This window comes from Rhodococcus sp. GB-02 (assembly GCF_053470465.1).
In genome coordinates this window covers 841,616-866,966 of the sequence record NZ_JBPUKE010000004.1, presented here as the reverse complement: position 1 = coordinate 866,966, position 25,351 = coordinate 841,616, and the positions used below count along the sequence as shown (strand labels likewise).

At 61.7% G+C, this 25,351-nt stretch carries 22 protein-coding genes; 9 read left to right on the top strand and 13 right to left on the bottom strand.

The window, feature by feature from the left end:
- Positions 1–15: 15 nt before the first annotated feature.
- Together ACSW29_RS28780 and ACSW29_RS28775 are read right to left on the bottom strand one after the other, a co-directional pair.
- Positions 16–2,046 carry an FAD-dependent oxidoreductase gene (locus ACSW29_RS28780; protein WP_448278921.1) on the bottom strand — a complete coding sequence of 677 codons (2,031 nt, stop codon included), beginning with the start codon at positions 2,044–2,046 and terminating at the stop codon, positions 16–18.
- A complete protein-coding gene (locus tag ACSW29_RS28775) occupies positions 2,043–2,633 on the bottom strand; it encodes a PadR family transcriptional regulator (RefSeq protein ID WP_347874139.1) in 591 nt (196 codons plus the stop codon). The genes ACSW29_RS28780 and ACSW29_RS28775 overlap by 4 nt, the downstream gene beginning before the upstream one ends.
- A 128-nt stretch (positions 2,634–2,761) precedes the next feature.
- On the opposite strand from ACSW29_RS28775, the gene ACSW29_RS28770 reads away from it, so the two are divergent.
- Complete coding sequence (locus tag ACSW29_RS28770) at positions 2,762–4,123, top strand: MFS transporter (protein ID WP_448278920.1); 1,362 nt, start codon at positions 2,762–2,764, stop codon at positions 4,121–4,123.
- Here the strand turns inward: ACSW29_RS28770 and ACSW29_RS28765 are convergent.
- From ACSW29_RS28765 to ACSW29_RS28755, 3 genes are all read right to left on the bottom strand, one after another.
- Positions 4,113–4,934 (bottom strand): acyl-CoA thioesterase, encoded by an 822-nt coding sequence (locus ACSW29_RS28765; RefSeq protein ID WP_317829191.1) that lies wholly within the window; start codon positions 4,932–4,934, stop codon positions 4,113–4,115. The two genes, ACSW29_RS28770 and ACSW29_RS28765, sit on opposite strands and share 11 nt — an antisense overlap.
- A 75-nt stretch (positions 4,935–5,009) precedes the next feature.
- Entirely contained in the window at positions 5,010–5,849 is an 840-nt protein-coding gene (locus tag ACSW29_RS28760; RefSeq protein ID WP_317829190.1) for an alpha/beta fold hydrolase, read from the bottom strand.
- A 35-nt stretch (positions 5,850–5,884) separates the two neighbouring features.
- Entirely contained in the window at positions 5,885–6,580 is a 696-nt protein-coding gene (locus tag ACSW29_RS28755) for a TetR family transcriptional regulator (protein ID WP_230814058.1), read from the bottom strand.
- 167 nt (positions 6,581–6,747) lie between these two features.
- Here ACSW29_RS28755 and ACSW29_RS28750 point away from each other — a divergent pair, with 167 nt between their 5' ends.
- The 3 genes from ACSW29_RS28750 to ACSW29_RS28740 are packed head-to-tail and all read left to right on the top strand — an operon-like array spanning position 6,748 to position 9,348.
- Positions 6,748–7,881, top strand: coding sequence for a ferredoxin reductase (locus ACSW29_RS28750; RefSeq protein WP_448278919.1), 1,134 nt, complete (start codon positions 6,748–6,750; stop codon positions 7,879–7,881).
- Between the two features lie 35 nt (positions 7,882–7,916).
- A complete protein-coding gene (locus ACSW29_RS28745; RefSeq protein ID WP_448278918.1) occupies positions 7,917–9,089 on the top strand; it encodes a fatty acid desaturase family protein in 1,173 nt (390 codons plus the stop codon).
- Positions 9,090–9,102: 13 nt separating this feature from the next.
- Positions 9,103–9,348 (top strand): hypothetical protein, encoded by a 246-nt coding sequence (locus tag ACSW29_RS28740; RefSeq protein ID WP_317829187.1) that lies wholly within the window; start codon positions 9,103–9,105, stop codon positions 9,346–9,348.
- Positions 9,349–9,480: 132 nt separating this feature from the next.
- Here ACSW29_RS28740 and ACSW29_RS28735 read toward each other — a convergent pair whose 3' ends face one another.
- The 4 genes from ACSW29_RS28735 to gdhA all read right to left on the bottom strand — a co-directional run bounded on the left by ACSW29_RS28735 (position 9,481) and on the right by gdhA (position 13,496).
- On the bottom strand, positions 9,481–9,648 hold the full coding sequence (locus ACSW29_RS28735; RefSeq protein ID WP_003945367.1) for a hypothetical protein: 168 nt from the start codon (positions 9,646–9,648) through the stop codon (positions 9,481–9,483).
- A 244-nt stretch (positions 9,649–9,892) separates the two neighbouring features.
- Positions 9,893–10,036, bottom strand: a complete 144-nt coding sequence (locus tag ACSW29_RS28730) for a hypothetical protein (protein ID WP_003945326.1) — start codon at positions 10,034–10,036, stop codon at positions 9,893–9,895.
- A gap of 362 nt (positions 10,037–10,398) precedes the next feature.
- A complete protein-coding gene (locus ACSW29_RS28725) occupies positions 10,399–11,658 on the bottom strand; it encodes a PucR family transcriptional regulator (protein WP_317829186.1) in 1,260 nt (419 codons plus the stop codon).
- Between the two features lie 494 nt (positions 11,659–12,152).
- Positions 12,153–13,496 (bottom strand): NADP-specific glutamate dehydrogenase, encoded by a 1,344-nt coding sequence (gene gdhA, locus ACSW29_RS28720; RefSeq protein WP_317556274.1) that lies wholly within the window; start codon positions 13,494–13,496, stop codon positions 12,153–12,155.
- 270 nt (positions 13,497–13,766) lie between these two features.
- Here gdhA and ACSW29_RS28715 point away from each other — a divergent pair, with 270 nt between their 5' ends.
- Complete coding sequence (locus ACSW29_RS28715) at positions 13,767–15,101, top strand: DUF4185 domain-containing protein (protein WP_448278957.1); 1,335 nt, start codon at positions 13,767–13,769, stop codon at positions 15,099–15,101.
- Between the two features lie 84 nt (positions 15,102–15,185).
- Here ACSW29_RS28715 and ACSW29_RS28710 read toward each other — a convergent pair whose 3' ends face one another.
- Positions 15,186–17,363, bottom strand: coding sequence for a glutamine synthetase III family protein (locus ACSW29_RS28710; RefSeq protein WP_448278917.1), 2,178 nt, complete (start codon positions 17,361–17,363; stop codon positions 15,186–15,188).
- A 237-nt stretch (positions 17,364–17,600) separates the two neighbouring features.
- On the opposite strand from ACSW29_RS28710, the gene ACSW29_RS28705 reads away from it, so the two are divergent.
- The 4 genes from ACSW29_RS28705 (at position 17,601) to ACSW29_RS28690 (ending at position 23,806) form a co-directional block, all read left to right on the top strand.
- Positions 17,601–17,858 (top strand): putative quinol monooxygenase, encoded by a 258-nt coding sequence (locus ACSW29_RS28705; RefSeq protein WP_448278916.1) that lies wholly within the window; start codon positions 17,601–17,603, stop codon positions 17,856–17,858.
- A gap of 525 nt (positions 17,859–18,383) precedes the next feature.
- Positions 18,384–20,171: an Ig-like domain-containing protein gene (locus ACSW29_RS28700; protein ID WP_347874132.1), complete on the top strand. Its 1,788-nt coding sequence runs from the start codon at positions 18,384–18,386 to the stop codon at positions 20,169–20,171.
- A 95-nt stretch (positions 20,172–20,266) separates the two neighbouring features.
- On the top strand, positions 20,267–21,979 hold the full coding sequence (locus ACSW29_RS28695) for an Ig-like domain-containing protein (protein WP_448278915.1): 1,713 nt from the start codon (positions 20,267–20,269) through the stop codon (positions 21,977–21,979).
- A gap of 357 nt (positions 21,980–22,336) precedes the next feature.
- Positions 22,337–23,806, top strand: coding sequence for a cellulase family glycosylhydrolase (locus ACSW29_RS28690; protein WP_448278914.1), 1,470 nt, complete (start codon positions 22,337–22,339; stop codon positions 23,804–23,806).
- 396 nt (positions 23,807–24,202) lie between these two features.
- Here ACSW29_RS28690 and ACSW29_RS28685 read toward each other — a convergent pair whose 3' ends face one another.
- The 3 genes from ACSW29_RS28685 to ACSW29_RS28675 are packed head-to-tail and all read right to left on the bottom strand — an operon-like array spanning position 24,203 to position 25,342.
- A complete protein-coding gene (locus ACSW29_RS28685; RefSeq protein WP_347874129.1) occupies positions 24,203–24,355 on the bottom strand; it encodes a hypothetical protein in 153 nt (50 codons plus the stop codon).
- Entirely contained in the window at positions 24,356–25,171 is an 816-nt protein-coding gene (locus ACSW29_RS28680; protein WP_448278913.1) for a class E sortase, read from the bottom strand. It abuts the gene before it with no gap.
- Positions 25,172–25,198: 27 nt separating this feature from the next.
- Entirely contained in the window at positions 25,199–25,342 is a 144-nt protein-coding gene (locus tag ACSW29_RS28675; protein WP_448278912.1) for a hypothetical protein, read from the bottom strand.
- Between the last annotated feature and the right edge of the window lie 9 nt (positions 25,343–25,351).

Genomic DNA, 25,351 nt, shown 5'->3' with positions numbered 1-25,351 from the left:
AGTCAGCGTAGCCGGTCAGATCTTCGCGGCCAGTCGTGTGCCCTGTTCGATGGCACGCTTGGCGTCGAGTTCTCCAGCGACATCCGCGCCGCCGATGATGTGGGTCACCACACCCGCGACGGTTAATTCGTCCACGAGGTCGCGAACCGACTCCTGCCCGGCGCAGATGACGATGGTGTCGACCTCGAGGAGTCGGGGCTTCTCGTGCTTCTCACCGAACGTGATGTGCAGTCCGGCGTCGTCGATGCGCTCGTAGTTGACGCCCGAGAGTTCGTGCACGCCCTTGTTCTTGAGGGCCGCCCGGTGTACCCAGCCGGTGGTCTTCGCGAGGCCGGCGCCGATGCGTCCTGGCTTGCGTTGGAGCAGGTAGACCTCACGTTCGGAGAGCTCCGGTACCGGAGTGGTGAGAGCGCCTGGGGCCATTTCGGGTTCGGTGACGCCCCATTCCTGCTTCCACTCCTTCAGATGAAGAGTGGGGGAGGTCGGGTGGGTGAGGAATTCACTGACGTCGACGCCGATGCCGCCGGCACCGATGACGGCGACGGACTTACCGACCGGCTTGCCCTCTCGGACGACCTCGGCGTAAGTCAGCACCTTCGGGTTCTCGATGCCGGGGATCTTGGGAACGCGCGGTGTCACTCCGGTGGCAACCACCACTTCGTCGAAGGAGCCGATGAGATCTGCTGGTGCAACGCGGGTTTCGAGCTTGACCGTCACTCCGGCCACGTCCAGCATGCGCGTGTAGTAGCGAATGGTTTCGGCGAACTCTTCTTTGCCGGGAATGAGCTGTGCGATCCCGAATTGTCCGCCGATCTTGTCCGAAGCCTCGAACAACGTGACCGAATGACCACGCTGAGCAAGGTTGAGTGCTGCGGAAAGTCCGGCGGGGCCGGCACCGACGACGGCGAGGTTCTTGGTCCGCCGGGTGGGGGAGAGGATCAGCGTGGTCTCGCGGCCCGCGCGCGGGTTGAGCAGGCAGGAGACCTGCTTATGTACGAAGGCGTGGTCGAGGCAGGCTTGGTTGCAGGCGATACACGTGTTGATCTCGTCGGACGCTCCGCGCTCGGCCTTGTTGACCCAGTCGGGATCGGCGAGCATCGGCCTTGCCATCGAAATCAACTGTGCGTCACCTCGGTTGAGGATTTCTTCTGCGGTCTCAGGCATGTTGATCCGATTCGAGGCGGCAACGGGAATGTCGACGTGCTTCTCGAGCTTGCTCGTGATGTCCACGAAGGCCGCTCGGGGGACTGAGGTGACGATGGTGGGCACCCGTGACTCGTGCCACCCGATATCGGTGTTGATGATCGTGGCGCCGGCAGATTCGACTTCCTTTGCCAGTGAGACGATTTCATCCCAGGTCTGACCGCCCTCGACCAGGTCTGCCATCGACAGCCGGAATACGATGATGAAGTTCGGGCCGATGGCCTTGCGTGTGCGTCGCACGATTTCGACAGCAAGGCGTCGACGGTTCTCGGAACTACCTCCCCACTGGTCGGTGCGCTTGTTCGTGCGCTCGCAGAGGAACTGGTTGATGAAGTAGCCCTCACCGCCCATGATTTCGACGCCGTCGTAACCGGCGGACTTGGCCAGACGCGCGCAGCGAACGTAGTTGCGGATCTGCCAACGCACGCCGCGGCCGGTCAGCTTGCGCGGACGGAACGGGTTGATGGGCGCCTTGATCGACGACGCGGACACACTGAACGGCTGATAACTGTAGCGACCCGCGTGCAGGATCTGCATGGCGATCTTTCCACCCGCGTCGTGAACCGCCTTGGTGATCCGGCGGTGACGGCGTGCTTCGACGCGATTGGTCAGCTTGGCACCGAAGGGCAAGAGCCAACCGGTGCGGTTCGGCGCGTAGCCGCCGGTGATGATCAAGCCGACACCGCCACGTGCTCGTTCGGCGAAGTACTCGGCCAAGCGATCGGTGTCCTTCGCGCGATCCTCGAGGCCGGTGTGGATCGACCCCATGACGACGCGGTTCTTCAGCGTCGTGAATCCGAGGTCGAGCGGCTCGAGCAGGCGGGGGAACTGTGTATCCGTCATGACTGGGGATGTCCTTCCGTGGCGTACTCGCCAGTGGCTTCGGTGGCGGGCTCGCCAGTGGGCAATGCGTCCAGAACTTCTTGGCACCAGTCGGTGAAGCCTTCTTCGACGCGGATGCCGCCGCGAAGTACGAGGTACTGGTGCAGCGAAGAGCCGGAAAGTGCTGCTGGATCGGGGAAGTCACGCTTCTCGATGAGCCGGTAGACGTCGAGGCGGGCGGCGTGGCCGTCGCGGTGGCGAGCGACTTCGCGTCGTAGAGCGGGAAGATCGGCGTGCGCTGCGGCCCTGATCTTGATGGCCAACTCGTTGCGCAGGTGGTTCGGTTCGGACGGCTCGGCGATCCATCGGGTCAGTTCGGCGCGGCCGGCGTCGCTGACGCGGTACATCTTCTTGTCCGGTCGGCCGTCCTGCGCAATGGCCTCCACCTCGACCCAGCCGGCCTCGTCCATTCGCTTGAGGACTCGGTAGATCTGCTGGTGCGTCGCGCTGTGGAAGAAGCCGATCGACTTGTCGAACCGGCGTGTGAGGTCGTATCCCGACGCATCCTGTTCGGAAAGGGAGACGAGCAACGCATGTTCGAGTGCCATGTTAAAAGTATCTATGCACTCAGGTGTGTATGCAACTAAGTGCGTACTAACTCGGGTGCATAGAACGTCCTGTATGTCGACCTCGGAGAGAGGCGCCGAGTCGCCTGCGCACAGTTAGGCTTCGCCGTATGAGCGCCGAGTCCACGAGTACCCAGGCCGAGCCACCCGCAGGCATCGGTGGTGCGGCCACGAAGAGTCAAGTGTTCGCGTGGGGGCTGTGGGATTGGGGATCGGCCGCATTCAACGCTGTGATCCTCACGTTCGTCTTCTCGGTGTATCTCACCGACGCGGTCGGCGACGACCTGCCCGGCACGATTTCGGCAACTACGTGGCTCAGTTGGGCTCTCGGAATTGCCGGCTTCTTCATCGCGGTACTCGCCCCGATCACCGGACAGCGCTTCGATGCGTCGGGTAAACGCAAACTCTCGCTCGCGATACTTACCGGCATCACCGTGCTCTCGATGGCGGGCCTCTACTTGGTCGAAGACAACTACCGTTACCTATGGCTCGGATTGGTTCTGCTCGCAATCGGTTCGGTGATCTTCGAGCTTGCCGGCGTTCCGTACAACGCCATGATGCGGCAGGTGTCGACACCGGAGAATCTGGGTAGAGTTTCCGGCTTCGGCTGGGCCATGGGATATTTCGGCGGGATCGTGCTGCTGTTGCTGTGTTACTTCGGGTTCATCGTCGGCGACGGCGACACTCGGGGATTCCTGGGATTGGCCACCGACGGCGGCATGAACATCCGGATGGTGGCATTGTTGGCCGCAGTATGGTTCGCGGTTTTTGCGATCCCGGTGTTCTTCAAGGTTCCCGAGTTGCCCAGTCCCGCGGTCGATCCGGGAGCGTCGAAAGCCGGATTCCTCGATTCCTATCGGGTGTTGTGGCGCGATCTGCGCGAACTCTGGACCGTCGACAGGCGCACGATCTGGTACCTGATCGCGAGCGCACTCTTTCGTGACGGTCTGGCGGGCGTGTTCACCTTCGGAGCCGTGTTGGCTGTCAACGTCTACGGAATCAGTGCTGCCGACGTCCTGCTGTTCGGTGTTGCCGCCAACGTGATTTCCGCAATCGGCGCCTTGGTGGCCGGACGCTTCGATGATCGGATCGGACCCAAACAGGTCATCACTGTCTCGCTGGCGTCGATGATCGTGGTCGGCTCGATACTAATCGTGGTGTCAGGGCCGGTGATGTTCTGGATCTTTGGTCTCGCGCTCTGCCTGTTCGTCGGGCCCGCTCAGTCTTCGGCACGAACGTTCTTGGCGCGCATCACCCCGCCGGGGCGTGAAGGTCAGATGTTCGGCCTGTATGCGACCACAGGCCGAGCAGTGTCGTTCTTGGCGCCGACACTGTTCGGCCTGTTCGCATGGATCTTCGGCGCCGACCGCGCCGGCATTATCGGACTGCTGGTGGTTCTCGGCGTCGGCCTTGCCGCATTGTCGATGGTGAAGGCGCCGGAAGGGGACAGTGCGCTGCCCGTCAATCCTTGAAGTAGACCAACTGGTGTGTCGTAGCAAGCAATGCGCCGTCACTGCCCCAAATTTCGGCCGACTGATCGAAGTACCCGTTGCCGAACCGCTGAGTCCGCGCGGTTCCCAGGACGGAATTGTCTGCCTGTTCGGTCAGCGTCGGAGCGTCGGCGTGGAAGTAGATGGTCATCGAGACCGTTCCGGCCGGTGCCATCTTGCCTCGGCGCAAGAAAACTCGCGGGAAGAAGACATCGCACAGTGCGGTCAGCGACGTGAAGTCGAGAGCGCGAGCCGGCTGATCTCGCACCCAGAGCGTCGTAGTCGAGTCGGGGTGCTCGCCCGACTCCAGGTCGGGGATCGCACCTTCGACAAACCGCATCTCGTAGTTCTGTGCCCAGGCGATGAACTCGGGGAACGGCAGTAACGCAACGTCTTCGGCCGACGGGACCTCCGGCATCGTGATCTCGGTCGACGACCAGGTTTCACGCCTGGTGCCGAACACTGCCGTCGCGGTGGTGGCGACGGTTCCGTCCTGCGACAGTTCGATCGACCAGTGCTGCGTCGAGCGGTTGGTGCGCACCGGGCGGGCGGAGATCTCGAACGCACCCTCGGCGATCGGACCGGCAAAGTTGACGGTCAACGACAGCGGATCGCCGAGGCGTTCGGGGTGCTTCAGTACGGATTCGAGCAACGTGGCAGCGGTGACGCCGCCGAACGGCCCGACCATGTTGTTGTACGCCGCATTGGTTTCACCGGTCGACAAACCGGCGGTGAGCGACGCCAAGCCGACAGCAGCGTCAAAAGGATGGGGTGGTGCAACGGTCTCGGTCATCGCAGAACTCCTGGTGGTGGAATCAATTCGGCTCTATGTATGACAACATACATAGAGCCGAATTCTTCGCGACGGTCAGGATCCCGCACGTGCGAGGATGGCCTCGGCCAACTCTTCGGCTCGCTCTTCCGGGACCCAGTGGCTTCCGCCTTCGAGCACGACGAACTCGTAGGGCGCGTCCACGAATTCACCGCAGCGCTCTGCGCCTGCCCGGCCGAGCGCCGAATCGCCGGTGCTCCAGACGTACGTGGTCGGCACCGTGGTGCGATCGATGTCGCCGAAATCGCGCGTCATCGCGCGGTACCAGTTCAAGGCGCCGGTCAGCGCGCCCTCGCCGCTCAGGACACGAATGTGCTCGTCGGCGAATTCAGGATCGACCTGGCCGTCGAACATGGCGCGCAGCCGGCGGAAGTTGTCCTCCGACAACACTTCCTCGGCCTTTCCCTCCTGTCGGAGAAGGCCGATGTACGACGAGCGTTGCTTCTGGTCCTCGTCCTCGCGTAGTGCCCAGCCGAAAGCTGTGGGGTGGGGGACCGAGATCGCGGTCAGGCTGCGGATCCGGTTCGGATGGCGGCCGGCGACCTGCCAGGCGACCGCCGAACCCCAATCGTGGCCGACAAGATGTGCGTCTGGCAGACCGAGTGCGTCGAGCAATCCGACGACGTCGGCTACCAGGTGCTCAATGCGGTAGGCATCCACACCTTCCGGGCGTGCGCCGGCGGAGTATCCGCGCTGATTCGGTGCGATCACGCGGTATCCCGCAGCGGTCAGTAGGGGCGTGACCTTTCCCCAGGATGCGGCGCTCTCCGGGAATCCGTGCAGCGCGACCAGTGGAATACCGTCGTCCGGGCCTGAGATCAGTACGTCGAAGGTGAGGTCGCCAACGGGGATTTCGAATGTACTCGTGGAAGACATGACTCTCACCGTACGTCGAAAAAGTGAACCCGAGGTCAGTTTCGAGGTGGATTCCAGTTGGCCATTCCGAGCATGATGATTCGCAGCTGCTTCTTTGCTCGTGTGATGACGGCGGCTTCGTCGCGATGTCCGGCAGTTCCGGCGTCCAAGAGTTCGACGACGGCACCGAACATCGTCGAGACGATCAGATCGGCGGCCATTTCCAGATCGTGAGACGACCAGCTTTCGAGTCCGGTAGTTCTGGACAGATCGAGGGTCAATTCGCTGACGAACAACCGCATTTCGGTGGCTATCGCGCGTCGCACCTCGCTGACGCCGCTGTAGCGTTCACGGCAGAGGAACCGAAACTGTCGTTCGTGCGTATGTACCTGTCGCACAAGGATGCCCAGTGACGTAGTGGCGTCCTTGGTGCTGGGGTTGCGCCTGGCGTCGCGCAGCATCTGACGCAACATGCGCATGCTTTCCTCGACGAGGACAACGCCGAGATCTTCCAGGGAAGCGAAGTGGCGATAGAACGCGGTCGGAACGATTCCGGCTTCCCTGGCGACCTCTCGCAAGCTGATTCCGGCGAAGCCTCGGTCGGCCGAGAGATCCATTGCCGTGTCCAAGAGGGATTGGCGCGTGCGCTCCTTTTTGGCGGCACGGCTTTCCGGTTCCTTGTTGTCGGGTTCCCTGTTCTCTGGGTTCACCGGTCCGGCCTTCGTCACGACGTCGAGTGTAGGTACAGGCATCCCGGCTCCTTTCGGCAACTCATGTAACCCGGGTCACATTCTTGTTGACATGTACTTGTGTGCACCTGTCACACTATCTTCGGTGAACATTTGTACACTGAATTCACGCAGTCGGGGAAGCCAGCCCGGCAAACGATTTACCCGGCAATCGAAACACGAGGAGGGTCATGACAATCGCATCTGCTCCTGAGAACACGACACCGAAGCCCACAGCTCGGCGCGGACTGTCCTTGGTGGGACTGATCGAAGCCATGGCTGCTCCACATCAGATCGACCGGTACCTCGAGTTGGTCAACCCGATGGCGACCGTTCGTGACATCCGCGCGCAGGTTGTCGCCGTCGACCATCCGACCGCTGACTCCGTCACTCTGACGCTGCGTCCGACTCGCCAGTGGCGGGGTTTTCAGGCGGGCCAGTTCGTGCAGTTGGGCGTGGTGATCGACGGTGTTCGTCACACTCGCTGCTACTCGCCGGCCGGGGGCGCGACTACGCGAAACGGGCTGATCGAGCTGACCGTGAAGGCTCATCCGGGTGGATTGGTGTCGCGGTATCTGTACGCCAACGCTGTGCCGGGACTTGTAGTCAGTCTTTCGCAGGCAGACGGGGTGTTCTCCCTCCCGGTCGACCGCCCGCGTCGAGTGTTGTTGATCAGTGGTGGCAGTGGAATCACCCCGGTGATGTCGATGCTGCGGACGCTCGTGGACGAGGAGCATTCGGGCGAGATCGTGTTCGTGCACTACGCGAACACCGATGCCGACGTGGCGTACACGCGCGCCCTGAAAACCATCGCCGAACAGAACTCGAACGTGAAACTGGTACTCGTGTACACCGAAAGCGGTGGAGGTGATCTCGAAGGTTTCTTCGACCGTGGTCACCTCGACGCGGTGGCCCCGTGGATCGCTGATCCGGAAACGGTCGATGCCCAGGCTTATCTCTGTGGGCCTCCCGGACTGATGCGAGGAGTGCGCGAGGTTTTCCGTGAGGTCGACGTCGAGCACTTGCTCAATACCGAGGAATTCGCACCCGCGGTGGCCGAGCCAGGTGAGGCCGGCGGTGAGGTGTCATTCACCAAAAGTGGAGTGGCGGCCGAGAACTCCGGCGAAACACTGCTCGAACAAGCGGAAGCTGCGGGCCTTAATCCCGAATACGGATGCCGGATGGGAATCTGCTTCTCCTGCACCTCCGTCAAGAAGGCGGGTCGTACCCGCAACGTGCGCACCGGTGAGACCGACGACGAGCCGGACAAGAAGATCCAACTGTGCGTCAGCGCTCCCGTCGGCGACGTCACCGTCGACATCTGAAGTCCCATTTCCCTCACGACTGTCTGGAGACCGACATGTTTGGACTTTCACTTCCCACGCTCCCTTTCCTCGGCAACGGTTCCGATGCGAAGAACGACGCTCCTGTTGTCCTGACGTACGAGCAGGTCGAGGAGATCGGCCGCGAGTTGGACGCACTGCGTGATCGCACCGTCGCCTCACTCGGTGCTGAGGATCGGGAGTACATCTACAAAATCATCAAGGCGCAGCGTGGTTTCGAGGTCGCGGGTCGCGGCTTGATGTACCTCGGCTTCCTACCTCCGGTGTGGCTCGCGGCGGTCGGTGCATTGAGCGTGTCCAAGATCCTCGACAACATGGAGATCGGCCACAACGTCATGCACGGTCAATACGACTGGATGCGTGAGCCCGGGCTCAATTCCGAAGTCTTCGAATGGGATACGGTGTGCCCGGCCGACCAGTGGCGCCACTCGCACAACTACATGCACCACACGTACACCAACATTCTCGGCAAAGACCGCGACATCGGATACGGCATCCTGCGTATCGACGACGCGCAGAAGTGGAACCCCTATTACCTCGGTAATCCGGTCTGGGCTTTTGCGTTGATGATGCTGTTCGAGTGGGGGGTGATGATGCACGACCTCGAGATCGAGAACGTCATCCAAGGTAAACGCAAGTGGCACGACGTCAAGCCGCTACTCAAGGGTTGGTGGAACAAGGCCGGCAAGCAGGTCCTCAAGGACTACGTCATCTTCCCGGTTCTCACGGGGCCGCTGTTCGTGACCACTCTCGCGGGGAACGTCACCGCCAATCTGGTCCGGAACGTGTGGACCTACTCGATCATCTTCTGTGGCCATTTCCCCACCGGCGTCCAGAGCTTCACCGAGGACGAGACGGCGGACGAGACTCGCGGTCAGTGGTATGTGCGGCAGATGCTCGGCAGTGCCAACATCGAGGGAAGCCCGCTCTTCCACATCATGTCCGGCAACCTCTCGCACCAGATCGAGCACCACCTGTTCCCGGACCTGCCTGCGCATCGTTATCCGGAACTCGCTCTCCAGGTGAAAGAATTGTGTGGGAAGTACGGTTTGCCGTACAACACCGGTGGGTTCTTCAAGCAGATCGGTTCGGTGTGGGGCAAGATCTTCAAGCTCGCTCTTCCGCCCGGTTTGGTCAAGTCGAAGACCCCTCCCGGTGTTATCGTCGAGCGCCAGCGAACAGCAGCCTGAGAGGCACACACTGATGGTCGGGAAATTCGAACGCCGCAAGGACACGGTCCAGGAACTGACCGAAAGTGCAGCCAACCACGTGGGCTCCATCGCGATGATCATCGCCGGGGCAGTTCGAGACGTGACGCGCGAGATCGGTGACTGGGTGTCCGACGGTATCGAGATGCGTGAAGCGGCGAAAAAGGCTGCGGCTGACGATCGTTCGGAAGCTGTGACTATCGAACACGACGACACTGATCCGCCTGAAGACTGGCGTTGATCCGACTGCGCCGTACCCGTTCGGCATGACCGACGACGTTGCCCTCCGTCCTTTGTGGCGGAGGGCAACGTCGGTTTCATGGACCGCATCCCGATCAATGGCGGTGAATTAGCCACTGATCAGTGGGAGATGCTAAGCAGCGCTCCCGAGACTTGCCGAGTCGAAGCTGCCGAGCCCGGTGCTACCGAGACCGCTGCTGCCGACCCCGCCCAAAGCGAGCGCGTTGCTGCTGCCCGCGCTCAGTAGCTGGACGATGATGTTGATGACGATGGGGTCGCCGGTGAGCGGGATTGTAGGCACAGGGAGACCTGCTTTCTGTTTCGAGATGTGGTGAGAATGTGAGCGGCGACGGGATCGTCGACGTAGTCAGGACGTCTGTTTCAGGCACTTCCGGTGCTGCCGAGCGACACGATCGAGCCGTTGCCGAAGCCGAGTGCCCTGGAGAGTGAGCCGAAGTCGATAACCAGGCTGCCCTGGGTGTGCGGGTTTATCACGGTGATTCCTGTCTGCGCCGCGACGTTTGTGGTGCGAGCGGGTAAGTCGATCAGGGAGCAGGCGTCGTGGGAGTTTCGCCGCCGCCGCCGATCGGAGAGTTGTCGGTGTAGAGGAAGCTGCTGCCCGCGTTGAACATCTGAAGGACGGTGTTCAAGACAACGGCCAAAGCGCCTGTGGTTGGTGCGGCGATCATGTGCTGGCTCCTGGTTTCAGCGGTGGCGACATGGTGGTCACCGTGGTCACCGCCCTCACAGTGTCAGGCGGCTTGGAGCGGGCCCCGTGCGAGAGAATCTCGCCCAGGGCCCGCGATTCGTCCTAGGAGACGCCGCCGCCATCCGTCGAGCCCGTGCCGGTGCTGCCCGCGTTGAAGAGCTGCAGGATGGTGTCGAAGAAGGCACCGAGGAGAGCGTTGTCCTGGCCGTTGATCATGTGGTTCCCCTTAATTGTTACTGGTTTGCGCGGTGATTCGCACCACACTTTTATAGCCCGGCTCGGTGCGGAAAAGTGGGGTCGAGGCCACCATTCGTGGAGAGCTAATAGCGAGGGTGTGAGTGTTCACACTTTCGCTGGACGGTTGTCCACATCAGTGCTGGCGAAAGAAAGCGAGATCATCGCAGCGCGCAGTTTGAGCAGCTCAGAGGGTAGGGCTGGATCCAATCCGGTCAGGGCGGCGATGCGCTTGATCCGGTTGTCGACGGTGTTCGTGTGCAGGCCCAGTGCCGACGCGGTGCGCTGGCGGTGCTGGCCGTTTGCGAGATGTATGGACAGCGTCTGCAGCAGCTCCGGATTGCCGTGGAGTGGCTTGAGTAGGTTGATCAAGCTGTCGCGGCCTGCGCCGCTCCGCGTCAGTTGGTACTCGAGCGCGAGGTCCTCCATCCGGTATGACCGCGCCGGCAGTCTCAGGCGCCGCACGAGTTGCGCCAATTCATGTGTTGTTGCCTGGGCGGCGGCAATGTCTCCGACGGCGGCACTCTCGCCGATGGCCGTGATCTCCACCCCGACCGTCGCACGCGCACTTTGGATGATCTCGCACACTGATTTCCAGTCGGGTGTGCCCTCGATCAGGACCAGACCGCGCTGCGGTGCAGGCGCTTCGAGCAGTGTCGAGCCGAAGTGCGCCGCGATCTTCGCCTGAACGACCGTGAGATCGCGATAGGCCTGTATGCGCTGGTGCGTGCCGTTTCGGGCTCCAGTTCGAGCAGGCGGAAGGTTGACCATCAGCCGCAGAACGAGATAGCGGGGTGCGAGCTCGATGCCCATCTGTAGTGCGAGTTGGGTGGGGTCGTCCCCGTCCAGCATGGCTTTCACGAGGGCGCCGGCGGAGTATTCGCCGAGCTGGGAACCGGCTGGAAGAGCCGCGAGATAGCTGATCGAGATGAATGAGTGAAGCCGCTGCGCCAGTGCAAACAAGAACTCGTTGAGATCTCCGAGATTGGCGGAGTCCCCGGCGTCGGCCCGACTGAGGATGAGGGTGCGGAAAGTGCTGATGCCCTCGTTCGTCAAGCTGAGAATTGCGCTGAGTGGCACGCCTTTCAGTGCTTGTTGGACGGTCATGGTGTGAATGCCGTCCAGGTCTTGGTCGGTGGGGAGTTTGCGGTGATCCAATAGCTGGATCCCTACTTGAAGCCCCTGCACGATTACCGCGATCAGCTCCCGACGTACTGCCTCCGTTTGGAGGGAAGCCAGCGTCGGGTTGGCGCGGGACAAGTGATCTACGAGATCGCTTGCCAGTGGGATGACGTCATTGACCGCTGTGGAGGCGGGCTTGCCTCCCAACATGAGCGGTCCCGGGTTGTTCAGCAGCGCTGGGGACATGGGTGGCCTCCTCTAGACAGGTGCGTCGCCTGGCACAGGCACCCGGAGGCTCGGCGCGTTACGAAGCGGGGTACACGCTGAGGCCTTGTTCGGGGGCATACTCGCCGCTGAAATTTGCGGATCGAATTGCGCCAGGCGTTGTGATTTCTACCACATGAACGATCGTCCAACTGTGAAATGGACAAATGTGAAGATAAGTCCATATGCCCCACGCGCTGCGGACCTAAACAATCGTCCACTTACGGTGTTTTTCGACGTCACAGCGGAAAACGGATTCGGAGGACACCACGAGTTCCGTCTGCGATCATCGCCGTCGCCTACGGGGTGCGTCGCGGGCGATTTGCTCAGATCATGCTCGAGGGCCCTGGGTCCGACGCTGTCGCGGGACCCAGGGCCCTCGAGGCCTAGGTGTTGATTCGACCAGTCCGACGTACGGGGACCGGTTCAGGGTGGAGGCACCCTTTTCTGTGCTGCCGTCTGTGTTGCGAAAATCTCTAGATGACGCCCAGCGAAATCATGGCGTCGGCGACCTTCACGAAGCCTGCGATATTGGCGCCGTGAACGTAGTCGCCCGGCTTGCCGTACTCGGCAGCGGTGTTGATGGTGCGCTTGTGGATACCGCGCATGATTCCGGCAAGGCGCTCGTCGGTGTACTCGAAGCTCCAGGAATCACGCGAAGCGTTCTGCTGCATTTCGAGAGCAGAGGTTGCAACGCCACCGGCGTTGGCTGCCTTGCCGGGGGCGAAGGCCACGTTCGCGTCACGGAAGAGCTGGATGCCGCCGGGGGTGGTGGGCATGTTCGCGCCTTCGGCAACGGCCTGAACTCCGTTGGCGATCAAAGTCTTTGCGGCATCTTCGTCGAGTTCGTTCTGAGTCGCGCAGGGGAGTGCGACGTCGCAGGGCACGTCCCAGATGGAACCGTCGGCGATGAACTCGGCATGCGGAACTGCGTCTGCGTACTCGCTGATGCGGCCGCGGCGAACTTCCTTGATCTCCTTGAGGAGGTCGAGATCGATGCCCTTCTTGTCCACGATGTATCCCGAGGAATCCGAGCAGGCGATCGCGACGCCGCCGAGCTGGTGGATCTTCTGGATGGCGTAGATGGCGACATTGCCGGATCCGGAGATCACGACGTTCTTGCCTTCGAGGCCTTCGCCCTTCGCCTTGAGCATTTCGGCGACGAAGTACGCGACGCCGTAGCCGGTGGCCTCTGTGCGAACCTGCGATCCGCCCCAGGTGATGCCCTTGCCGGTGAGGACGCCCGACTCGTACGTGTTGGTCAGCCGCTTGTACTGGCCGAACAGGTAGCCGATCTCGCGGCCGCCGACTCCGATGTCGCCGGCCGGTACGTCTGTGTATTCACCGATGTGCCGCTGCAGTTCGGTCATGAAGGACTGACAGAAGCGCATGACCTCTGCGTCCGAGCACCCCTTGGGATCGAAGTCCGAGCCACCCTTGCCGCCGCCGATAGGCAGGCCGGTGAGTGAGTTCTTGAAGATCTGCTCGAAGCCGAGGAACTTCACGATGCCCAGGTTGACGCTGGGATGGAAGCGCAGGCCGCCCTTGTAGGGGCCGAGTGCACTGTTGTACTGCACGCGGAAGCCGCGGTTGACGTGAACGTTGCCCTGGTCGTCGGTCCACGGCACGCGGAAGATGATCTGGCGTTCCGGCTCGCAGAGCCGCTCGATGAGTCCGGCGTCGGCGTAGCGGGGGTGGCGTTCGAGCACTACGTGAAGAGACTCGAAGACTTCTGCGGCGGCCTGATGGAACTCGGGCTCTCCTGCATTGCGAACCAAAACCTGATCGTAAATCTGCGCTACGCGGTCACGTACGGACACCGCTCACCTACCTCATTGTGAGAACTCTTTTACATTTCCGTTACATACTAGGCGCCTTTATTGCTGTACCGGACAACTGTCCTGTGAAGGTGAAATCGAACACAGCTGTCACTTGTGTCAGTTGAACGGGCGATTTATAACAATTTGCTCAGCTTTCACTCTCTTAACACAGTCCAAATGGTTTGCTTCTGCGGTCGGGGATCACTGTGCCTGTGGTCCGAACGCGAGTCGAAATGATCAGAGGGGCTGCACGTGCGTAAAAAACACTCCATGTCGGCGATGTTGTCGATAGGCGTCGTCACGATTGCCGCGACGATTGCCGCAGCACCGTCTGCGTCGGCGATCGGTGGACCGTGTGGTTCGGGAGGAAGTGGCTCCGCCGGATCGATGACGGGTTCGCTCGGTTCGCTGACCGGATCACTCGGCAGTGGTTCCGCCGGTACCGGCTCCCTCGCCAACGCGTTGCCTTGGATCACCGGCGCGCCCAACGGCGCTCTGCCGGTGCTGACCGGCCGGACCAAAGCGATCGAAATGGTCACTGGTCCAGGCAGTCCCAACAACACTATCGAGCGGTTCAACGTGTCGGGAACCGACCTCGGAATCATGTGGGACAACGGTCTTTCGGGGCCGAATCACGACGTACTGATGGCATTCGGCGATACGGTTGGCGACTGCGACACCCCGGGCGACGACTGGCGCAGCAACGTGTTGTTTCGCAGCAACGACACCGCCATCGCCGATGGCATGAAGATCGACAGTTCTCCGTTGGACGGCCCCAATCATTCCAAGGAGATCATTCCGGGATTCGGCATTCCGGGCGAGTTCACCACCATCCCGACCGCTGGAATCTCTTACGGTGGTGTGCAGTACATCAGATTCATGTCCGTTCGGTCGTGGGACGAACCCGGAGCCTGGACCACCAACTATTCGGCTCTGGCTTTCTCGACGGACAACGGTGAGAACTGGGAGCTCGATCCGGCGACGGTTCGCGCGAATACAGAAGGACTCGGTATCCCGGGGATTCCGGCGGTATCACCGATCAATTCCAACTTCCAGCAGAGTGCCTTCCTCGACGGTCGGGACGGCTATATTTACGAATACGGAACTCCCTCAGGTCGTTTCGGTAAGGCGATCCTGGCGCGAGTGGCCGGAGCCGACATCAGAAACCTTGGTGCCTACGAGTACTGGGACGGCTCCGGTTGGAGTCCGCGAGATACCGATGCGGTGCAGGTCATCAAAGCGCCGGTCAGTGAACTTGCCGTGCAGTGGAACGACTACCTGGACAAGTACGTTGCCATGTACACCAGTGCCGAGGGCAACCTCGTGATCCGTCAGGCCGACCAACCGCAAGGCCCGTGGAGTGGCACGCAAACTCTGTTGAGCGGAATCACGTTGCCCGCGTTGTACGGCGGATTCATGCACCCCTGGGCGAGCGGACAGTTCCTCGAATTCGTCGCCACCACGTGGGACCGTTACAACGTCATCTACATGCGGACCGATTTGAACGGACTCCAGATGGCGTCGTCGGATTCCCGCGATCGTCCGGACCCCGCGACCACCGGTGAGGCTCGCGTCCTCGAAGTCACGATGCCGGAAGACCGCTAGCCCGAACAACGCTCAACAACTGTGGCCTGCAACTCGATCGAGTTGCAGGCCACAGTTCTGTGGGCGTTGATGTTCGGGTGATGCTCAGAGAATGAAGAGCATTTCCTGATACGTCGGGAGTGGCCAGTGATCGTCGGCGACGATGGTTTCAAGGTAGTCGGCTGCGGCGCGCACCTCGGCCATCGCGGGCAGTAGTGCGTCCTGTGCGTGCTTGGCCTGATCGAACGGTGACTCGCCGGCGTCGGCGTCGATGGCGGCGCGCAGGGTGGCGAGCGCAGTTCGCAGGGCCGCAACGGGCGCCGACACTTCTTCGAGTGAAGCAGAATCCGGTTCGAGGCCGGCGGACTTCAGTGCGACGAAATTTTGAGCAACTTCCGTCTGGTGGCGCACTGCAGCCGGAAGGATCAGCGTCGTACCGATTTCGGCGGCCAGGCGGGCCTCAACGCCGATGCTGAGTGCGTACTGTTCGAGTCCGACCTCGTAGCGACTGTGCATCTCTCGGTGGTTGAACACCTTGTACTTCTCGAAGAGTTCCATCGAGGACTCGGTGATCAGTTCAGGCAGGGCGTCCAGCGTTGTCCGAAGGTTCGGCAGCCCGCGAGACTCGGCCTCGATCTGCCAGTTTTCCGAGTAACCGTCGCCGTTGAAAACAACCGCACCGTGGTTGGTGATGATTTCGGTGAGCAGGTTCTGGACGGCGGTGTCGAAATCGGCGCCGTCGGCGACGGCGGCTTCCAGTTCGGTGGCCATGTAGTCGAGAGCCTCGGCCATGATCGTGTTGATGGTGACCATCGGACCGTTGACTGTTTGCAGCGATCCCGGCGCGCGGAACTCGAAACGGTTGCCGGTGAAGGCAAATGGGCTGGTGCGGTTGCGGTCGCCCGGATCGGTCGGCAGGACAGGAAGGGTGTCGGCGCCGATCATCATGGTGCCCTTGTCCTTCGACGACGTCGCCGCACCCTTGGCGATCTGCTCGAAGACGTCGGCCAGTTGATCGCCGAGGAAGATCGAAATGATGGCCGGGGGAGCCTCGTTGGCGCCGAGGCGGTGATCGTTGGTGGCTGATGCGACCGACGCGCGCAGGAGGCCCGCGTATTTGTGGACGGCCCGGATGACTGCGGCGCAGAATACGAGGAACTGGGCATTGTCATGCGGATTGTCTCCCGGGACAAGCAAACTGCCGAGTTCTGAGTTGCCCAGAGAGAAGTTGACGTGCTTGCCGGAGCCGTTGACGCCTTCGAACGGTTTCTCGTGGAAGAGACATTCCATGCCGTGCTTCTTGGCGATGGTCTTGAAGGTTGTCATCAGCAACTGCTGGTGGTCGGCGGCGATGTTGCCTCGCTCGAACATCGGGGCGATCTCGAACTGGCCGGGCGCAACCTCGTTGTGCCGCGTCTTGGCGGGGATACCGAGTTTGAACAGTTCACGCTCGGTGTCCATCATGAACCCGAGCACACGTTCCGGGATCGCCCCGAAGTAGTGGTCGTCGAACTCCTGGCCCTTGGGCGGCTTTGCACCGAAGAGGGTTCGGCCGGCGTTGAGGAGGTCGGGGCGGGCGAGGAAGAAGTGGCGATCGATCAGGAAGTACTCCTGCTCGGGACCGCAGAACGACACGATGTGCTCGGGGTCGGTGTGGCCGAACAACTTCAGGATTCGCTCGGCGTGGTAACCCATGGCCTGCTGTGAGCGCAGCAAGGGGGTCTTGTGGTCGAGCGCTTCGCCGGTCATCGAAACGAACACGGTCGGGATACACAGTGTGTTGCCGTTGGGGTTTTCGAGAACGTAGGCCGGGCTCGTGACATCCCAGCCGGTGTAGCCGCGAGCCTCGAACGTGTTGCGCAGCCCGCCGTTCGGGAAACTCGAAGCGTCGGGTTCACCTTGGATCAAGGTCTTGCCGGCGAACTCCGCCAACGCACTGCCGTCACCGACCGGTTCGAGGAAGCTGTCGTGCTTCTCGGCCGTCAGCCCGGTCAGCGGATAGAAGACGTGGGCGTAGTGGGTTGCGCCTTTCTCCAACGCCCAGTCCTTCATCGCGGACGCGACTGCGTCGGCGACCATGGGATCAAGCGGTTTGCCTTGCTCGATCGTCGCCATCACCGACTTGTAGACGAGCTTGGGCAGTCGCTTCTGCATGACCACCTTGTTGAAGACGTTGGCACCGAACACCTCGCCGGGTGTCTCGTCGGTTGTGAAACTGACCACTGGAGGTGTGTAGGCCTCGACGTCCTTGATCGCTTGCAAGCGAACTGCATTTCCACTCATGTGCTTACCCCTCGCCCGGGCCCAGGGCTGCGCTGCTGATTGCGAGCCCGACTTCGGCAAACCCTACGAACCTCCGGTATCGGGGGTGTTTCGTAGATATTGCGCCTGTCCGCAAACTTCGAGTCACAACGGAAATGTCGATCTGTCGGAGGTCTACGGGAGACTTCGAGCAGAGGGGTCAATGCTGGACAGTCGAATCGGAGGGTCTTCTTGATCAGGGTCTTGGTGCCAACCAGAGTGGATCGGGGCGATCTCGCGGAAGTGCTTCGGTTGTACGACGAACTTGTCACCGAGACCCGAAAAGAGGACGGCTGCATCAATTACGAGTTATTGCAGCGCACCGACAATCCCTGCGAGCTCGTATTGGCCGAGGAGTGGGAATCGCAGGAGCACCTCGACGCACACACCCATACCGAGCACTTCGTCAGGTTGGTCGCGGCGCTGGACAAGCTCGAGACGGCGGCCCCGGCGCAGATCTTCACGAAGGTTCTGTAGCGGCGGTGCGCGGCTTCGGTGCCCACCAAGGGGGCAGACAACATTCCTCAGCTGCCCTGAGCGTCGACCCGACCCGACCCGACCCGATCCGAGACCGGGAAACGGCCCCGCGTCGGCATCGGTAGACGGTCTGACATCGCCAGTTCGGCGACTGTGCTTTCAGTGTGCGATCGGGTAACTGGTGAAGCGCCGCCGCACACCGGAGATGAACTCCCGCCGAAGCGGACACCACTTTCCTTCGCCTACGAAGATCACAGTAACTCTGTCGACTCGACATATGGCAGCGGTCTGCAGGGCAGGGGCCGCGAGCTTGCTGGCAGCGCCAATAGGGACACCGGTGGCCCCTGCACCCAGCCAGTGGTGATCGACCGTAAGAAATGTCGCTCAGAACCCCGAAATTGGACGAATGTTCAGATTCTTCTCAAAACGCCCACCAGAATCTATTTGCGACGGCTACGCTACCCGTCAGTAATGTCGTGAAGATCACATTTTCATTCACCTTGGTAGTTCTACCTGGAGGTATCCATGCGCCAATCCTTGATCCGTCGCCTGGCGACACCCGTCATCGCGGCCGGTGCCGCGATCACGCTGATGTTCAGCGGTGCCGGCACTGCCGTCGCCGATGATTCGACCCCACCGCCGCCTGCGTGGTCGGGAGACAAGACGGCTGACAATCTCAGATGGAGCCTGAGCTTGTCCGCCGTGAACGGGAACGCGGTCGACCGTACGCAGCCGGGTGTCAATGTTGTTCACCCCGGCGACACCGTCACCTTGACCTCACAGATTTGGAGTGCCGGCGGGATCGGCCGTTACATAACCGGAATGCGGCAGATCCAGCCTGCCGGCTTCGAGTACCTCTCTCACACGGTCAGCAGGGAGTCGTCAGTCACGAACGGGGGCGCCGCGGGGATTACGGCCTATTGCGCGGGCGGCGGTTGCAGCAAGGTGCCGATCCTGGGAAACAAGGGCTATTACGATCAGGTGATTTTTGCCGTAACCTATCAAATCCCCACTACCCAGGCGTTTGGCGACTTCAATGCCGGTTTCGTGTTCGATGTCTACGCCTTCGGTTCGCAGTCGGGGGCTAACCCTTCGAGTGCGGGGGTGCGCGTCGTCGATCCGAATGTGACGACCACAGCCACTCTGACCGCCCCGGCCGACGCAAAGACAGGTGAGCAGGTCGACCTCAGCGCCAACGTCGGCCCTGCGAACGCCGTCGGTACCGTCCAGTTCAAGGACGGCGACAACAACATCGGTGGACCGGTCACAGTATCGGGTGGTGCGGCATCTACACAGCACACCTTCGATGCGGTAGGTACGCACGCCGTCACTGCAGTCTTCACCGGCGGAGCCGGATTCCATGACGCCACCTCCGCAATCTCGACCGTGAACGTTACTGCTGACACCACGACCACATTGAGCGCTCCGGCCACCGCGGTAGTTGGCGCCGACGTCACGATCGCGGCCACCGTGACGCCCGCCGACGCGGTGGGCACTGTTCAGTTCAAGGACGGTTCCGTCAACGTCGGTGAACCCGTCGCAGTCGTGAACGGTCAGGCCACGATCACCCGCACTTTCGTCGAGGCAGGCTCGCACAACTTCACAGCTGACTTCACCAGCGAAGCCGGATTCAACGCTTCTACATCTACCGCGTCGGCACTGAACGTCACAGACGCCGACTTCGGCACCACCACTACGGTCCTCGAGCCGGTCACGGCGACCGTTGGAGTCGAGACGAACCTTTCGGCGACCGTGCGTCCGATCCCCAGCGCCGGTCAGGTCGAGTTCACTGTCGACGGCGTACCGGTTGGCACTGCCAGCGTAGGTACCGGTGACGGTGTCGCGGTTCTCCCACATACCTTCGACACCGTCGGAACATCCAATGTGGTCGCGAAGTACCTCGGAACCCCCGGTTTCACCGATTCCACATCTGCCCAGTACTCGGTAAACGTCACGGCAGTCCAGCCCAACCGAGCTGACACCAACACCGTCCTCGGCGTCACCGGACCCTCCAGGGTAGGCACCGCAATGACATTCACCGCAACTGTCGCTCCGTCGACCGCAAACGGGATGATCCAGTTCAAAGTCGGTACCACCCCGATCGGTGCACCCGTCGCCGTCGTAGACGGTGTCGCCACCACCTCGCACACCTTCGAAACCGAAGGCACCTACCCAGTTACGGCCGTCTTCACAGGCGGCGACGACTGGAAGGACTCCGTGTCCGGCCCCACCGTCGTCAGTATCTCCACCGCAACCACTCCCGAAGGCGGCACCGGCAGTTTAGGTTCGCTCTCCGACATCTTCGGTAGCTAGTTCCGCGCCCGTAGCCAGGTTCGGAGCGCACGCACGCAGCGCCCCGAAACCTTGGGCGGGCAACACCGTACTTCCACTCATCCGTAGGAGAATTCGTGCAGAAGAAGAGGATTCGCCGACTCGTCACACCGATCGGTGTGGGAGCGCTCGTCGGCGTCACAGTGTTCGCCGGAGTACCTGCCCAGGCTCAAACCGTCGACACCACATTCCTGTCGTCGTGTCTGGCAACGCCGTCTGCGGTAGCCGGGCCGACCGCCATGAGTCAGTTGGCCACGGTGTCCGCCGAGGCTCCAGCATCGGTCAATGCCGGTGACGAGTTTGACGTCATCATTACACCGCCGCCGATATCGGTCCCTAATTCGGTCTCGGGTGCGAGTGTGAAGAGTGTTTCGCGCATCAAGATCGACGTAGATATTCCCCAGAACGCCGAGTATCTGGGCGGTGAGATCGTTCCGGGCACCAGCGTCGGCCTCAGTGGTGTGGCGCCGAATGTGCTGCGCATCAATGAATCCGGATACCCTGACCCCGCCGGTAAAATCATCCGACTCTCGGGCAACAATGCCACGATCGGAAACGGTCCCAACACGAGCACCAGTAGCGAGGGCGGCATCGTCGCTTTGGCCACCAGCGGCGAAAACACGACCTTCAAGTTGCCGCAGGTCAAGGCGAGGCTCAGAGCCGGCGAATCGGGCAAGGTCGAGATGACATTGCGCACTGGCGGCGACTCCGGGACGTGGAACAACGACAAGAACTTTCTGTCGTTCCTTCCCAAGGCCACTTTGGTGATTACCGCGTGGGCGCCGACCCGTTGTACGCCACGCGACAACGAAGCCTCGCCACTCAACGCCGGTGCAGGCCCATTGGTTACGACCAATATCATCGAAGCCGACAAGCAGACCACCACCACCATCGATGCTGCTGGTGCTGTAAAGAACGGCGCGGAGGTCACCCTGACCGCGAACGTCGCCCCTGCTGCGCAGGGTGGGACGGTCGAGTTCTTCGACGGCGCAACCTCTCTCGGGACAGTCGACGTCGCTGCCGGCAAAGCTTCGATTACGCACACATTCGACACGGATGGTGACCACGCGATCACAGCGGCATTCTCCGGTTCGGCTGGTTTCATCGCTTCGACGTCGGCGGTCAAGACAATCAATGTCAGCACCGACGACACTCTCACCACCCTCACGATGATGAGTCCGGACGAGGCGTACGTGGGGCAAGACGTCAATCTTCGCGCGCAGGTCACCCCCGCAGTTCAGGGTGGCACCGTGGAGTTCACCGTCGACGGCAACAACACAGTCTCCGGTACCGTCGGCACCGACGGCACCGCGGTCGCGCCGTACAATTTCGACAGCACCGGCACCCATAAGGTTGTCGCACGTTATTCGGGTACTCAAGGTGTGTCAGGTTCTGTTGCACCGGCATTCCCGGTCAGTGTCACCAATGCGCCGCCGGCGGCTGTTCAGTCCACAACCACGCTCGACGCGGTTGGAACGATTGCCAAAGGCACCCCGGTCACGCTGAGAGCAACGGTCGATCCGGCCAATGCCAACGGTACGGTCCAATTCAAGATCGGTAGTGCCCCACTCGGCGGTCCCGTCACTGTGGTGAACGGCGTTGCGACGCTCCCAACCACGTTCAACAATTCGGGTGAGTACAGCATCACCGCTGAATTCATCGGCGCTGCAGGGTTTATCGGTTCGGCTTCTGCTCCGCAGGCGCTGACGGTTCCCGGCTCTACCGATCCGGGTACCCCCGGCGATGGAGGTAGCCTCGGCGATCTGTTCGGCAATATCTTCGGGTCCTGATCCCGCAGAGTTCGGATATCTCGTCAATTTCCAGGCAACGTGGAGTGCGCCTTCGGAAGTCGGTGCACTCCACGGGTGCAGGGCCGTGACACAAGGCGATGGCCGAGGTCGCCGCCTGTGAAGCGATCAGTGTGCGGCATGGTCTGATGACCATCCCCGCAAGATGACGTGGAACCGGAGGGACGTGGGCTCGTCGACCGGCAGTCCCCGAGGTTTCTCGCGGTAGGCGAGCCCCCACTCGATCAAGTCGAGATTCGTCGTACGCCAACCGACGTGAATCGACACCGAGTATTCAAGTCCAGATCTGAATCCCTAGTCGGACAAGTTAATCCATCCACACATCCAGTAGGAGTTTCCGTGCGCCGTATCCCGCTCTCAGCACTGATAGTCGCGGGCTCACTGATACTGGGCGGCGGAATTGCCGCGGCTCAGGGCAGCCTGCCCACGTCGGGGAGCGACGGTGGCACTTCGATGTCACCGTCGTACCTGACCGACGACGCCGGCCGCTCCTTGATCCTACGAGGGTTCAACACGGCGTCGAGCGCAAAAAGCGCACCCGACGGCATGCCGAAGTTCACCGAAGCCGACCTCGAACGAGAACACGGCGACATGGGAACGAATTTCGTGCGTTTCCTGATCTCCTGGCGTTCGGTCGAACCAGAACCAGGACAGTACGACCAGGAGTACCTCGACCGCGTCGAGGACCGGGTCAGCTGGTACGCCGAGCGCGGATACAAGGTCATGCTCGACATGCATCAGGACGTCTACTCCGGCGCGATCACACCAGAAGGCAACAGCGGCAACGGCGCCGGCAACATCGGCAACGGCGCGCCGGCCTGGGCGACCTACATGGACGGCCTTCCCGTCAGCCCTCAAGACCGGTGGGAGCTGTACTACATCCAACCCGGGGTGATGCGCGCATTCGACAACTTCTGGAACACCACCGGCCAACACCCCGAACTGGTCGAGCACTACGCGAACGCCTGGCAGGCGGTGGCCGAACGTTTCGCAGGCAATGACACCGTCGTGGCCTACGACCTGATGAACGAGCCGTGGGGCGGTTCCCTCCAAGGCCCCGCATTCGAAGGTGGACCACTCGCCGCCCTGTATCAGCGAACCACCAACGCCATCAGGGAAGTTGATCAGGACAGCTGGGTATGTGTAGCCCCGCAGGCAGTCGGCGTCAACCAAGGTGTCCCCAGCGGACTCACCAAGATCAACGATCCACGAGCCGGCGAACAGCGAATAGCCTACTGCCCACACCTGTACCCACTGCCCCTCGACCTCGGTGACGGATACTCCGGCCTCTCACGCACCCTCACCGACGCGACCATCGACACCTGGCGCGACAGCGTCGAACACATCGCCGGAAACGTACTCGGCGGCGTCCCGGTCATTCTCGGCGAATTCGGGCTCGACACAACACTGCCCGGCGCAACCGACTACATCGACCGCGTCTACACGACCGCCCGAGAACTCGGCGCGGGTGTCTCCTACTGGTCCAGTGATCCCGGGCCTTGGGGCCCGTACCTGCCGGACGGAACGCAGACACTCCTCGTCGACACCCTGAACAAGCCGTATCCGCGTGCCGTCGCGGGCACACCCACCGAATGGTCCTCGACCGTTGACCGCCTTCAGCTGACGTTCACCCCGGACCCCGCGGTGACGGCACCGACCGAGATCTATCTACCCGCGAGCGGCTTTCCTGGCGGCGTCGACGTCGCAGGCGCCGACATCGTGAACTGGAACCCCCAAAGCCGTCTTCTCACAGTGGAAACCGCGGACGATACGGGTCCCGTCACGGTCACGGTGACGCCGGCAGCCTGATCCACATCGGATGTGACTCGACAATCGTGAAGGTCTGACCCTCTCGGAAGCAGGCTGATTCTGCTGTGCCACAACGGGTGAGCGGACGAGGTCATGGCACGTACTCGTCTTGATTCAGTGCCCAACATTGGTTTTTGGTTCTACCGCTTCAGCACGGCACAGAAGCCCACCACCGATGAGGCCTGAGCGGTGCGCAGGATGCGGGAGGGGAGAGGCCCGCGCGGTCAAAGACTTGACGGTGTTTTCGAACTTGCCGAGTGATCGTAGCGGCATGAAGGTCGGGGGTCAGGATCAGCGCTGCCAGCCAACTCCGCGCCAACCGACCGGCGGCATGTGCAGTGGATCCAATTCTGTTGGAGGGATTTACGCAAATGCCAGCCGGCCTGAACGGGCGGTCTAAACGGTGACGTCGGAGTAGGGCATGTGCTCTGACACCCAAGGAAATACGAATTCCATCAGTAGTAGCACGACCGCGACCACGAGAACGATCGCCAGTAGGGCCTTCACTGGTCGGGGGCCGGGGAGCGCGGCCCAGAGGTAGCCGTACATTCATTGCTCCTGGAATGCCGAGGGAATGGTGCCCGAAGTCTTCGAGATTGTTTCGACGAGAACAGCATGGACGATCATGCGTTCGGTGTTCGAGTAGAGCGGATGGCACGTGGTCAACGTCAACATGCTTTCCAGTTTGGTGTCAGGCTCGGGCCAAGGATTGCCGGGCAGCGGGTTGACGACCGCAACATCCCCGGGCACGGTGATGTGCCGCCCGAGGAGATGGGAGTAGTCGCCGTCGGACACGCGGTCGGCTTGCTCGGGACTCAAGCAGGCTTGCGCCGCAGCGCGACGTTCGGGCGAAGCCTGGTCGAGTGGGAGCAACCGGTATGTCACCCATTGGAACTCGGTCTCCACGACGACGGCATCACACGAATCGAGTCGATCCAAGTGTTGGAAGACTGCGCCGAATCCGATGCGATGCCCGGCGAGTGCGAAATTTCCTGCTTCTCCGGGCATCTGCGATTCGGGGTAGTGGCCGGGGCCGGCCCGTAGGTCCTCGTTGCGTGTGCCTTCGACGACGGCTGATACCACGTCGGCACCGAGTGTGGGGAGGTACACGCGCGCGAATCCCTCGCCGAGCACCGGGGCCGGCGGTGCAACAGGGTTACCGGCCGCAACCTGGTCTTTGTCCTTGCCCCACGATTCCTCCAGTTGGGCGTTGACCTCGTCTTGCAGCCGCCCCGAGGCGATATTGGTCCAGAACGCCTCGTAGATGACGAAAAGCAGGATGAGGACCCCGGCCGTGAGGAGCAGCTCACCAATGACCTGGCCTAACCGCGGCCGCCCAGGAACCGGATGCTGTGAATCTCTCATGGACCGGGATTCCTCTCCGCCGCCGGACTAGTTGCCCGCGCTGATCGTGGCGCTTCCGGTACCGCCGAGAAGGTCGTACAGGAATACGGACAGGCGACCGAGGCCGTCGATCGCCGCAGAACCGGTGGTCTGGATGTCCTTGATGATGATCGGGAACGGGAGGATGGACATGGTGTTTCT